Consider the following 12,997-nt stretch of genomic DNA (forward strand, 5'->3'; position numbering starts at 1 on the left):
AGCGGGTTGGTTCGTGCACACAACCCTCGCAATGGGAGTGAGCCGCCTCACTGTGATGATGCTAATCATGCGTCTGAATTTCGGCCATGTCAATATCTATGCGCCTCAATTATCCCTGCGCATGATTATTAGTATGAGGTAACATCGGGCGGTGCCCGAGGCGGCGGTAGAAAACTCGCAGCGAATACGCGACTGGCTGGACAGCGGTATACCCGCGCTCACCGGGCACCCCGACGGGCCGCCGCTCATCCCGCCGGGAGCTGCGGCGTCGGCGGCCCGGCGGCATACCGACCGTATCGCAGCGATCACCGACGGCCGGGTCCGCCTCGACGGTGCCCGGTTGCTGTCCGAACGCGCCGCCTTCACCGGCTGCCGCCGCGGCGGCACGATATCGGCCGGCCGCCACTGCCGCCTGCTGCCCACCGCCGACGGCTGGGCCGCCGTCAGCTGTGCCCGCCCGGACGACCCCATTCTGCTCGGTGCCCTCGTATGCGCCGATATCGGCGACGATCCGTGGCCGGCAGTGACGGACTGGTTGCGGACGCATACCGGCGCCGAACTCGCCGAAGGCGCGGAGCTGCTGGGATTGGCCGCGGGCCCGATCGACACCGTCACCACCGGGGTCCCGGAACCGTTGGGCGCGCGTCCGGTGGCCGGACTACGCGTGGTCGACTTCAGCGCACTGTGGGCGGGCCCGCTGTGCGCCCATCTGCTCGGGCTGGCCGGCGCCCACGTCATCAAGGTCGAGACTCCGGTGCGGCCCGACGGCGCCCGCCGTGGCGATCCCGAGTTCTACCGCTTGCTGCACGGCGGTCACCAATCCGTGGTCCTCGATCCCGGTGACGACCGGCAGCGTCGCGCCCTGCACGACCTCGTCGAATCCGCCGATATCGTGATCGAGGCGTCCCGGCCGCGCGCGCTCGCCGGTTTCGGGCTGGACGCGGCGGAATTCGTCGAATCCGGCGGCACATGGGTCTCGATCACCGCGCACGGCCGGGCATCGAACCGGATCGGTTTCGGCGACGATATCGCCGCGACCGCGGGACTGGTGGCCCGGTTCGGCGGGGACACCCCGCTGTTCGTGGGCGATGCGATCGCCGATCCGCTGACAGGGCTGACGGCGGCGGTCCTCGCCATGTCGGCGCCCGCCGACGGTTCCGGCCATCTGTGGGATATCTCCATGTCCGCGGTGGTCGCCGCGACCCTCGATTCCGGCTCGACCGCCGTGCCGGTCGGCGATTCGCCAGTCCTTGCTCCGCAGCGGCGCGAACCGATCGGCGTGGCACCCGAGAGCGGCCGGGACACCGCCGCCGTTCTCGCCGAGCTGGGGGTACGGCCCGGGTGAGGGAGCTGCTGATCCGCGGTGCGGAGATATCCGCCGGGAGCCGTGCCGATGTCCTGATCCGCGGTGACACCGTCGCCGCGGTCGGGTCCCATCTACCGGCAACCGGCCTACCGACTCTGGAGGCCGACGGTGGAGCCCTGCTGCCGGGGCTGCACGACCACCACCTGCATCTCCACGCCCTGGCCGCGGATACGAACTCGGTGCGGTGCGGGCCCCCGCACGTGCACACCGCCGATGACCTCGCCCGCGCCCTCGCCACCGCACCGGGGGACGGATGGATCCGGGGAGTCGGCTATGTCGAAACGGTGGCCGGGTTACTCGATTCGGCCGGACTCGACGCCTTGTGCCGTGACCGCCCGGTCCGCATGCAGCATCGCAGCGGCGCGATGTGGATTCTCAACTCCGCAGCTGGGGGCCTCGTCGACCTCGATACCGCGACCGAGCCCGGGGTCGAACGCGATGACTCCGGGCACGCCACGGGGCGGGTCTGGCGCGCGGATACCTGGCTGCGGTCGCGACTGCCCGATACCGGACCACCCGATCTCACGGAAATCGGCGCCCGGCTCGCCCGCTACGGGATCACCGGAATCACCGATGCGACACCCGATCTCCCGCAGGACTCCCTCGCCGCGCTGATCGCCGCGCGGCGGACCGGTGCGCTCCCCCAGCACCTGAATCTCCTCGGCGTTCCGCTCGGTGGCACCGGCGGGCCCGAAGTCACCACCGGCGCGTACAAGATCGTGCTGGCCGATTCCGGGCTTCCCGATATCGACACCCTCGTGGACACCATCGCACGCGCCCACGCGCTCGGCCGCCCGGTCGCCGTGCACTGTGTGAGCCGCGAGGCGCTGCTCATCCTGCTCGCCGCGTTCGACGACACCGGCGCGTTTCCGGGTGACCGCATCGAACACGGGGCGCTGATTCCGGCGGAATCGATCGAGACCCTCCACCGCCTCGGGATCACCGTGGTGACCCAGCCGGGCTTCCTTGCCGATCGCGGCGACGACTACCGGCGCCGGACCGAACCCGGCGACCTACCCGATCTCTATCGCTGCCGGAGCCTGACAGAAGGCGGTGTCGGGCTGGCACTTTCCAGTGACGCCCCCTACGGACCGCTCGACCCCTGGCAGGTGATCGCCGCGGCCGTAACGCGCCTCGCACCTGACAGTGCCGTGGTGGGCGCCACCGAAACACTCGGGGCGTCCACGGCCCTCGACCGCTATCTCGCGCCGCTTCACAACCCCGGCGGCCCGGCCCGCACCGTGGCGGCAGGCTCTCCGGCCGACCTGGTCCTCCTGGACCGGCCGATCGAGCGAATGCTCCGGTACCCCACCGCAGATGCGGTGCGTGCCACGTTCATTCAGGGCGAAATAGCGTTTACGCAATAGTCGGCGAGATACCCTCGACGTATTCGACGCGGCTGCGGCACTGCCCCGGGATCAGCCGATGCGGGCCATTGCGGCCCTTCCGGGCCTCCGGACCACGCTCACCGTGCCGATCGGTTCCGTCGTAACACCAGAAGGGACTCGAACTCGCCCGCTTACCGAATCGCGGTCACTGCAGGGCCCTTGCGACCCCGCCCGTCTACGGTCGTACTGCGACACCGGCATGGGCCGGATCGGCAGGGGCGCGGATCAGATGCCGACGAGGTCGGCGAGCAGGTCGGTGTGGTGGGCGTGGTCGCCGAACAGGGGCTCGGTGGCCTTGGCCCGGCGGAAGTACAGATGCGGATCGGCTTCCCAGGTGAACCCGATACCGCCGTGGATCTGGATGTTCTGCGAGGCGCACAGGGACAGGCATTCCGCCGCCTGCGATTTCGCCATGACCGCTACGCGGGGGAATTCCTCGTTGTCCTCTTCGGCGCACATCGACGCGTACATCACCGTCGCCTGCGCCGCATCGATCGCGATCGCCATATCGGCGCATTTGTGTTTGATCGCCTGGAACGAACCGATCGGGCGGTTGAACTGGACGCGTTGTTTGGCATACGCCACGGCCATCTCGAGCACGGCCTCGGCTGCACCGAGTGCCTCGTTCGCGAGCAGTGTGCGGACCAGATCGACGACGCGGCCGATGGCTTCCGGGTCCGAACCCAGCAGGGCGGCACGGGTATCGGTCATTTCGACGGTCGCGACGGGGCGGGTCGGGTCCAGTGAGGGCTGCGCCGTCACACTCACCCCGGCTGCCCCGGTTTCGACGACATACAGGGCCACCGCATCCCCGGCCGGCGTCAGCGCGGGTACCACCAGCAGGCCGGCCACATGCCCGAAGGCGACGTAGTCGAGCCGGCCGGTGAGCAGCGGGGCGGAGGGGTCCCCGGTGGCGCGTACCCGGGCGCCGCCGGCCGTGGTGTCCTGTGCTCCGCTGACCGCCAGGGCGCCGATCACGCTACCGTCGAGGAGAGTCGGCAGCAGAGCCCGATGCTGTTCGGCACTGCCGAGCCGCAGGACGGCTTCGATGGCGCCGGTGGTGGTGAGCATCGGCACCGGGGTGAGCGCACGGCCCAGTTCCTGGGCGACGATCGCGGTTTCGAGGACACTGAAACCACCGCCGCCGAACTCCTCGGCGATATGCAGGCCCGGGATCCCCATATTCGAGGTCAGCAGCTGCCAGGTCTCGGCGTCGTAGGTGCCGTCTTCGGCGACCTCGCGGACGCGGGTCATCGGGGCACGTTCGGACAGGAGGCGGCGCAGCGAGCTCCGGAACTCCTCCTGGTCGGAGTCGAAAGCGAAGTACACGGTGTAACTTTCCGTTCTTCCGTTCCGCCACGGTGATGGCGGAAAGCAGCGGGTCAGGCGCTCTTACGGCGTCCGATGTCCTGGAAGGGGCCGCCGTCGAGGCGGGGTTCCTTCGGCAACCCGAGCAGTTGTTCGCCGATGATGTTGCGCTGGATCTGCGAACTACCGCCGTAGATGGTGGCGGCGCGGGCGTAGAGCGCGATATCGGTCCAGCAGCGCGACGAATTGTCGGCGCCCGGATTGGGGGTCACCAGCATGCCGTCGTTGCCGCCGCCGGTCGGGGTGAGCACCTCGAGGCCGAGGATCTGCATTCCGACCTCGGTGAGCCGCTGGAAGAATTCGCTCCAGATCACCTTGGAGAACGAACCGTCCACACCGTAGGAACCGCCGTTGAGCAGTTTGGTGAGCGCGCGGTAGCCGCGGAAACGCATGGTCTGCACCCGCGACCAGCACCAGGCCAGTTCGGCGCGGATCCGCGGGTCGGAGGTGAGCCCGCGCTCCCGGGCCAGTTCGATGAGCCGTTCGACCTCGCGGCCGAAGCGGACGGCGTCGGTGGTCGCCCGCACCCCGCGTTCGAAGCCGAGCAGGGTGTTGGCCGTATTCCAGCCACCGTTCACACCGCCGAGAACATAGGAGGCGGGTGTCCGCGCGTCGGTGAAGAAGACCTCGCTGAACGCGACATAGCCTGCCGCGTTGACGATCGGGCGTACCTCGACGCCCGGCTGGTCCATCGGCACCAGCAGGAACGACAGCCCCTTGTGTTTGGCCACCGCCGGATCGGTCCGGGCGATCACGAAGATCCAATTGGCCCGGTGCCCCTGCGAAGTCCAGGTCTTCTGGCCGTTGATCACCCATTCGTCGCCCTCGAGGACGGCGCGGGTGCGCATCCCGGCCAGATCCGAACCGGCTTCGGGCTCCGAATAGCCCTGGCACCAGATATGTTCGCCGGACAGCACCCGGGGCAGGAAGTACTGCTTCTGCTCCTCGGTGCCGAGTACGGTCATGGTGTTGCCGAGCAGTTTGATACCGAGGGTGTCGTTCTCGGTGCCGTCCGGGACGCCGAGCCGCATGAGCTCCTCGTTCAGCACCACCTGTTCGATACTCGACAGGCCGGCCCCGCCGTACTCTTGCGGCCAGGAAACGGCGAGCAGATCGTTGTCGGAGAGCACTTTGCGCCAGCTCGCCAGGAATTCTTCCTGCTCGGCTTCCGAGAGCGCGCCGATACCGCGCCACCCCTGCGGCAGCTTCGATTCGAGCAGCGCACGGATCTTTCCGCGGTACGCCTCTGCTTCGGCGGGATAGGTGATATCCATGGTTCAGGATTCCTTTGCCGCGGCCGCGGGCAGTGCGCACACGGTCGCCATCAATGCGGTGATCTCGTCGGCGGAGTAGCCGATTTCGCTGAGGATCTCGGCCGAATGTTCGCCGAGCCGGGGGCTGCCGCCCTTGAACCGGCCGGGCGTATCGGACAGGTGGATCACCATGCCGACCTCGCGCGACCAGCCGTATTCGGGATGGTGGTGTTCGACCACCCGCTGCGAGTCGAGTGCCCACTCCTCCCACAGCAGTTCGGGCATGATCGGGTAGTCGAGGGGGATTTCGGCGGGCACCTTGTTCCCGTCCAGCACCTCGAAGGCGTCGGCGCTGGTGAGTTCCGTGAACCGTTCGGTGAGCCGTTCGGCCAATGCGTCCGCGTTCGTGGCCCGGCCGGCGGTAGTGGCGAACCGCGGGTCGGCGGCCAGATCGCCCAGGTTCAGGGCACTGGTGAGCCGGGCGAAGGCCGCGTCACCGAACACCGCGATCGCGATCCAGCCGTCGATCGTGCGATACAGCCGGTAGAGCGGCGACAGACCCATCTGCTCGGTGTCCAGCCGGTGGGCGGGTACGGCGGCGCCGTCCACGGTGGCGCAGTGCTCGCTGATCACGAACAGGCTCGAATGCAACTGCGGGCTCTCGACATACTGTCCCGCACCGGTATTGGCCCGGTGGTGCAGGGCCAGCAGAACGGTGACGGCGCCGAGGAATCCGTTGTAGAGGTCCTCGTTGCCGATCACCCGGCGAATCGGCGGGTTCCCCTCGCCGGCGCCTTCGAAGTTCAGCCCGACCAGGCCCGAAACGAGCGGGGCGAACGATTTCAGCGTGGATTTCGGCCCTGCGGAACCGAATCCGGGCAGGTAGGCGTAGATCAGGTCGGGGTTGATCGCCCGCAACTGCTCGTAGCCGAGGCCGATCTTCTCGGCCTTGCCGGGACGGTAGTTCTGCATCACCACATCGGCCTCGGCGACGAGGCGGTGCGCGATCTCCTGTCCTTCGGCGGAGCGCAGGTCGAGCGCAATGGTGCGCTTACCGCGGTTGGCGCCTTCGAACAGGTCGCCGAGCGGGCGCATCTGGTCGCCGACCAGCGGTTCGATCTTGATCACCTCGGCGCCGAGATCCGACAGCAGCCGGGAACCGAAACCGGTGGCGAAATAGGAACTGAAGTCCAGAATGCGCACGCCCTGCAGCGGTGCGGTCACCGGATCGCCGGCCGGCGCGGGCGCCCACTGCGGTGCCCGGGTGATCTCGTCGATCCGGTCGTTGTGCGCGCCGACGCGCGGCGCGGGGTCAGGCGTGCCGGGCGCGGATTTCTCGAAGCGAATCACCGGGCCGATCTGGCGGAGAGTGCCGTGATCGGGGTCGGGGATATCGACCGCGATTTCGGCGAATCGCACCTGGTCGTCGGCGAACGTCTCCTCGGGATGCAGTACCGGCAACGCCGCGATATCGGCGGCGTGGAACAGTTCGAGCCATTCGTCGCGCGGGCGGGACCGGAACGCCTCCGGCACCTTGTTCCGGGCGATATCCAGTTCCACCTCGTCGAGCGGTACCGCCATCTCCGGTCCGGCGATGGTCTGGGTCTGCTCGCCGAAGCCCAGCAGATCCATCATCCGCTTGTAGGAGCCCGGGCCGCCGGTGTGCGGGATCAGCCATTTACCGTCCGCGCACTGGAAGGGGTCCGTGATGAGTCGTTTGCTGCCGAAACCCTTCTGGTTGCCGCTGCGGGCGAGGTAGGAGATGTCCTGCTCGTTCCACCACCAGTTCATCGACGAGATGGCCAGCATGCCGTCCAGGAGGGAGGTGTCGACCTTCTGCCCGGTGCCGTTGACCTTGCGGGCCCGCAATGCGGCGAGAATACCGATCGTGGTGATGAACGCCGTCCCGTAGGACACCGTCGGATGCCCCATGAACACCGGCCCGTCGCGATGTCCCTGCTGTTCGGCCATTTGGCCGAGGCGCGCGTTGAGCAGCGCTTCGTAGCCGGGACGGTCGGCGAGCGGCCCGTCGGTGCCGTATCCCGTCACCGAGCAGTACACCAATTCCGGGAATTTCTCGTGCCACGCGTCGTAGCCGATCCCCAGCGCATCGGCCCGGCCCGCGCCGAAGGATTCGACGAAAACATCCGCGCCGGCCACGAGCCGCTCGGCGATCGCGCGGCCTTCGGGAGTGCTCAGGTCGGCCTCGACGCTCCACTTCCCGCGATCGGTCGATTTGCGCAGGACGGAATCCGCATCGGCCGGTCCGCCGGGACGTTCCAGTTTGACGACCCGGGCGCCGTAGTCGGCGAGCAGCATCGTCGAGATGGCCGCGGGCATACCCCAGCTCGCGTCGATCACGACGAGTCCGTCGAGTGGACCAGCCATCAGAGACTCCTTCTGTTACACGATTGCCGCACCGCCGGCGCCCGCCGGGGGCGCGCGATATCGCGGCACATGACTTCCGAGTGGTGCCGCGGTCCTAGTCGGACGAGGGCAGCGGTTTGGCGGTGAGCAGTTCCATCGGTGCGCCGTGGCAGGTGAAGCGGCCTTCACCCTTCTTGACGCAGATGACCTGGGTCGAACAGGTGGCGCAGGTGTAGCGCTTACCGGTTTCGTTCATCGGGGCTTCTCCTCGGTCTGATGCGGTCAGCGACCGGCGAAAGTGATCTCGAGTGCGACGCCGCAGCAGGTCAGCGCGGAACCGCCGGCGGTCGTGACGATTGCTTCCGAGCCGCATTCGTTGCAGCGCAACCGGCTGCCGTTACCGGCCTCGGTGCCTGCGGTGTTGTCGGACATCCTCACTCCTTCGCTGTGGATGACATCGGTGGTACGGGACTGTTTCCCACGCCTACCGGGATACGAAATGTTCGCCAGTTCACCATAATCATAGTCATGAATTAAGGCAAGGTTTCATCCCATGACCCGCGGCCGCAGGAGCGGCCCCGGCAGCGGGTCACATCAACCGGCCACCGGTCACCTCGAGCACCGTGCCCGTCATATAGCTCGACAGGTCGCTGGCCAGGAACAACACCACCGAGGCGACCTCGCTGGGCAGCCCCGCACGCCCCAGCGGGATCTCCGCCATCTTCTGCTCCCAGATCCGCTCGGGCATGGCCTCGGTCATCGGCGTCTGGATCAGCCCCGGCTGTACCGCATTGACCCGGACATTCTTGAACGCGACCTCCTTGGCCGCAGCCTTGGTGAGACCGACGATCCCGGCCTTGGCGGCCGAGTAGTTCGTCTGCCCGACCAGGCCCACCTTGCCCGACAGCGAGGAGATGTTCACGATCGCCCCCGACCCGTGCTCACGCATCCGGTTCGCGGCCGCCCGGGTACCGTTCCACGCGCCCTTCAGGTGGACCGCGACGACATCGTCGAAATCCTCTTCACTCATCCGGCGCATGGTCGCGTCCCGGGTCATCCCCGCGTTGTTCACGAAGACACCGAGCGGACCGAACGTGTCCTCGGCGGTACCCACGAGGTCCGACACCGCGGCGCCGTCGCGCACATCGCAGCGCACATACGCGGCGTTGTCCGCCCCGCCGAGCTCGGCCACCGCCTGTGCGCCGGCGTCGTCGTTGATATCGGCCACCACGACCTTGGCACCCTCGCGGACGAAAGTGCGCGCGATCTCCAGGCCGATCCCCTGCGCGGCCCCCGTGACGACGGCAACCTTTCCTGCCAGCAGTCCCACTACCGCTCCAATCCGTTGATCTGTGAATACGACGTCCGCGCTACTGCACGATTCCGGCCGAACGTAATTCCGCGATCCGTTCGGTGTCCAAGCCGATTTCGGCGAGCACCGCATCGGTCTGCTCCCCCAGCGCCGGCACCGCGCCCATCCGCAGCTCGATATCGCGGAAAGTCATGGGCGGCAGCACCGCCCGAATCGGCCCGGCCTCGGTCTGCACCTCGCGCCACCGGTCCCGGGCCGACAGCTGGGGATGGGCGATCAGATCCTTCATATCGCCCAGTTGCGCGGCCGGAATACCCGCCTTCGCGAGGCGGTCGTCGAGATCGGCGGTATCGAAGCCACCGGTGAGCTCGCCGACCACGGCGTCGACCTCGGCCCGGTGCCGCACCCGTTCGATATTGGTCGCGAACTTCGGGTCATCGGCGAGATCCGGGCGCTGGAACACGTCGGTGACCAGCGTGCGCCAGCCCCGGTCGTTCTGGACGCCGATCAGTATCTGCCCATCCCGGGTCGGGTAGGCGTCGTAGGGCGCGATCGAGGCATGGGAGAGCCCCATCCGTTTGATCTGGACGTCCTGGTACATCTGCATGTACATGGAGTGGCCGAGCCATTCGACGGTCGCGTCGAACATCGCGATATCGATGGTCGCGCCCGTTCCGGTGCGTTCGCGGCGCAGCAGCGCTGCCTGGATCGCCGACAGTGCGTACATCCCGGCGGCGATATCGGAGGTCGGGATACCCGTCTTGGTGGCCGTCTCGGGAGTTCCGGTGATCGAGACGAGCCCGGTCTCGGCCTGGACCAGCATGTCGTAGGCCTTGCGATCCACGAACGGGCCCGAGGTTCCGTATCCGGACATATTGACCGCGATCAGCTCGGGATGATCGGCGCGCAACTCATCCGCGCCCAGTCCCAGCCGCTCGGCCGCGCCGGGCGCGGAATTCTGCACGAAAACGTCCGCCCCGGCGATCAGTGCGCGGACCGCGGCGATTCCCGCCTCGGCCTTGAGGTCGACGCACAGCGATTCCTTACCCCGGTTCAACCACACGAAATGCGAGGCGAGCCCGTGCACGGCGGCATCGTAGTTGCGGGCGAAATCGCCCTCGCCGATCCGTTCGATCTTGATCACCCGGGCACCGAGATCGGCGAGGTGCCGGGTCGCGATGGGAGCCGCGACGGCCTGTTCGAGACTGACGACGGTGAACCCGGCGAGCGGCAGGCCGGTATCGGCGGCGACTGCGTCGGACTGCATATCAGCGCCCTCCCGCTGTGGCCGATTTCTTGGCGGCGTTCACCAGACCGCCACCGATGATGAGGCGCTGGATCTCGCTGGTGCCCTCGTACAGCCGCAGCAGCCGCACATCACGGTAGATCCGTTCCACGACGACCTCCCGCAGGTAGCCGGAACCTCCATGGATCTGCACCGCGAGATCAGCTGCCTTGCCGACCATTTCGGTACAGAAGAGTTTCGCGGCCGACGGGCCGGTCCGGCGATCCTCGCCCGAGACATAGCGGGCGGCGACCTCCCGCACCATCGCGCGACCCGCCAGGACACCGGTGGCGATATCGGCGATCATCGCCTGCACCAGCTGGAAATCCCCGATGGGTGTTCCGCCCTGGGTGGCGGTCGCGGCGTAGGCGACGGATTCGTCGAGCGCCCGCTGGGCCGCCCCGACGGCCAGGGCGGCGATATGCACGCGGCCCCGCGCCAGGGAGGTCATCGCGGCCCGGTAGCCGACATCTTCGCTGCCACCGACGAGTGCCGCATGCGGCACCCGGACATCGGTGAAATGGACATCGGCCGTCCAGGCGCCCTCCTGACCCATTTTGCGGTCCTTCGGCGCGACCTCCACACCCGGCGTCGTAGCGGGGACGAGGAATACCGCGATCCCGGTGCCGTTCTCGTCGGCGGGGCGGGTGCGTGCGAAAACGATGAACAGGTCGGCCAGCGGGGCGTTCGTGATGAAACGTTTCTCGCCGTTGATCACCCAGTCGTCGCCGTCCCGGACCGCCTTGGTGCGCAGTCCGGCCGGGTTCGATCCCGCGCCCGGTTCGGTGAGGGCGAAGGAGGCGACGACCTCGCCCGAGGCGATATCGGCGAGCCAGCGCGATTTCTGTTCATCGGTACCGAAACCCACCAGCACCTGGCCGGCGATACCGTTGTTGGTGCCGAACATCGACCGCAGCGATAGCGATGTGTAGCCGAATTCCATTGCCAGTTCGACGTCTTGGGTCAGGTCCAGCCCCAGGCCGCCCCACTCCTGGGGGATCGCGTAGCCGAAAAGGCCCATCGCCGCGGCGTTGGTGCGGATATCGTCGGGAATGCTGTCGGTATCCGCGATCTCCTGCTCGCGCGGCAGCACTTCCTTGCGGATGAACGCACGGGTCTGCGCCAGGATGTCAGCGAAATCTTCCGGACCGACTGCCGAAATGGTGGCCATGCAGGCAGTATTGCTGCCGATAAAGATGCATGTCAATACTATGGTGTGATTTATTATCATTAATTACGATTTGCCCAGCTCAACCGCCGTACGACAGAAGGACAGACCGGCATGACCGCACCCGAACACACTCCCGGCCGCCCCCTCAGCGGACTCCGCATCGTCGAGATCTCGAGTTTCGTCGCCTCTCCCCTGTGCGGACTCACGCTGTGCCAGCTCGGCGCCGAGGTCATCCGGATCGACCCGCTCGGCGGGGCCGCCGACACCGGGCGCTGGCCACTGACCGCCACCGGGGAATCGATCTACTGGACCGGTCTCAACCGGGGCAAACGGTCGCTCGCGCTGGATCTGCGCAGCGATGCGGGCCAGGACATCGTCCGGCGCCTGGTGACCGCGCCCGGCCCGGGTGGCGGAATCCTGGTGACCAATACGGGCGGCCGGGCGTGGATGAGCCACGATGCGCTGTCGGCCCTGCGCCCAGATGTCATCACTCTGGAACTACTGGGCCGCCGCGACGGCCGGCCCGCCGTGGACTACACCGTCAACGCCGCACTCGGCTTCCCGCAGATCACCGGGCCGGACGACCACGACGGCGTGGTGAACCATGTCTTGCCCGCCTGGGATATCGCCGCCGGATTACACGCTGCCCTCGCGATCACCGCGGCGGTCCACCGCCGTGCCACCAGCGAGGCGGGGTCGCAGATCGTGCTCCCGCTCGAAGATGTCGCGCTCGCGACCGCCGGCACCCTGGGATACCTCACGGAGGTGCAGGTCAACGGCACCGGCCGGCCGGCCACCGGTAACGACGTCTACGGCACCTACGGCACCGATTTCGTCACCGCCGACGGCACGCGGTTCATGGTGGTCGCATTGACGCCGCGCCATTTCCGCGATCTCACCGCGCTCACCGGAACCCAGGAGACCGTTGCGGCACTGGAAACCGCCCTCGGCGCCGACTTCGGGCAGGAAAGCGACCGCTTCGAGCACCGGGACCTGCTCACCGCCCTGTTCGCCCGCTGGTTCCGTACCCATGACGCCGACGAGGTCGGCCGAGCCCTCGCCGGCACCTCCGTACTGCACGAGCGGTACCGCAGCTTCGAGGAGGTCGTCCGGTCCGGCGATCTCGAGCGCAACCCACTGTTCGCCATGCTGTCCCAGCCGCGGATCGGCGAGTATCTGGCGGCCGCCATGCCGGCGTCGTTCGACGGTGTCCATCTGCGGACCGGACCTGCCGCCGATCTGGGTGCCGACGGCAGCGACGTTCTACGGGACGTCCTCGCACTGGACGACGCCGAGATCGCCGCGCTCACCGATACCGGCGTCCTCGCCGGAAAGCCCCGCACATAAGCGGGAACGACCTGCGCACAACAGTAGTTGGGGGGGGGGGGGGAAGCGGCCGGGCGCAGAACGGGGGGGTGGGGGTTTATGCCCCCGCGCGCATTATAGGGGGGGGTTTTGGGGTGGTGGGGGGGGTGGTGTAGAGGGGC

Annotated in this window: 11 protein-coding genes; 3 read left to right on the forward strand and 8 right to left on the reverse strand. The window is 67.8% G+C overall.

Going from position 1 to position 12,997, the window contains the following annotated elements:
- Positions 1-151: 151 nt before the first annotated feature.
- Entirely contained in the window at positions 152-1,345 is a 1,194-nt protein-coding gene (locus tag QH196_RS21905) for a CoA transferase (RefSeq protein WP_280417689.1), read from the forward strand.
- A complete protein-coding gene (locus tag QH196_RS21910) occupies positions 1,342-2,733 on the forward strand; it encodes an amidohydrolase family protein (protein ID WP_280417690.1) in 1,392 nt (463 codons plus the stop codon). Before QH196_RS21905 ends, QH196_RS21910 begins: the two co-directional genes overlap by 4 nt.
- 246 nt (positions 2,734-2,979) lie before the next feature.
- Here QH196_RS21910 and QH196_RS21915 read toward each other — a convergent pair whose 3' ends face one another.
- The 8 genes from QH196_RS21915 to QH196_RS21950 form a co-directional block, all read right to left on the reverse strand.
- Positions 2,980-4,083, reverse strand: a complete 1,104-nt coding sequence (locus QH196_RS21915; RefSeq protein WP_280417691.1) for an acyl-CoA dehydrogenase family protein — start codon at positions 4,081-4,083, stop codon at positions 2,980-2,982.
- A 53-nt stretch (positions 4,084-4,136) separates the two neighbouring features.
- The gene (locus tag QH196_RS21920; protein WP_280417692.1) at positions 4,137-5,396 is read right to left on the reverse strand and encodes an acyl-CoA dehydrogenase family protein; all 1,260 of its coding nucleotides are present in this window, start codon (positions 5,394-5,396) and stop codon (positions 4,137-4,139) included.
- A gap of 3 nt (positions 5,397-5,399) precedes the next feature.
- On the reverse strand, positions 5,400-7,763 hold the full coding sequence (locus tag QH196_RS21925) for a CaiB/BaiF CoA transferase family protein (protein WP_280417693.1): 2,364 nt from the start codon (positions 7,761-7,763) through the stop codon (positions 5,400-5,402).
- A gap of 94 nt (positions 7,764-7,857) precedes the next feature.
- A complete protein-coding gene (locus tag QH196_RS21930; protein ID WP_280417694.1) occupies positions 7,858-7,998 on the reverse strand; it encodes a hypothetical protein in 141 nt (46 codons plus the stop codon).
- Positions 7,999-8,024: 26 nt separating this feature from the next.
- Positions 8,025-8,174 (reverse strand): hypothetical protein, encoded by a 150-nt coding sequence (locus tag QH196_RS21935; protein WP_157112558.1) that lies wholly within the window; start codon positions 8,172-8,174, stop codon positions 8,025-8,027.
- A gap of 157 nt (positions 8,175-8,331) precedes the next feature.
- Positions 8,332-9,072 (reverse strand): 3-oxoacyl-ACP reductase FabG, encoded by a 741-nt coding sequence (gene fabG, locus QH196_RS21940; RefSeq protein WP_280417695.1) that lies wholly within the window; start codon positions 9,070-9,072, stop codon positions 8,332-8,334.
- A gap of 40 nt (positions 9,073-9,112) precedes the next feature.
- A complete protein-coding gene (locus QH196_RS21945) occupies positions 9,113-10,321 on the reverse strand; it encodes a CaiB/BaiF CoA transferase family protein (protein ID WP_280417696.1) in 1,209 nt (402 codons plus the stop codon).
- Between the two features lies 1 nt (position 10,322).
- Complete coding sequence (locus QH196_RS21950) at positions 10,323-11,510, reverse strand: acyl-CoA dehydrogenase family protein (protein ID WP_280417697.1); 1,188 nt, start codon at positions 11,508-11,510, stop codon at positions 10,323-10,325.
- Between the two features lie 111 nt (positions 11,511-11,621).
- Between QH196_RS21950 and QH196_RS21955 the strand changes: the two genes are divergently transcribed.
- Positions 11,622-12,857 (forward strand): CoA transferase, encoded by a 1,236-nt coding sequence (locus tag QH196_RS21955; RefSeq protein WP_280417698.1) that lies wholly within the window; start codon positions 11,622-11,624, stop codon positions 12,855-12,857.
- The last annotated feature ends 140 nt before the right edge of the window (positions 12,858-12,997 follow it).

Origin of the sequence: Nocardia carnea, from assembly GCF_029868325.1 — a bacterium.
In the GTDB taxonomy this organism is placed as follows: domain Bacteria; phylum Actinomycetota; class Actinomycetes; order Mycobacteriales; family Mycobacteriaceae; genus Nocardia; species Nocardia carnea_C.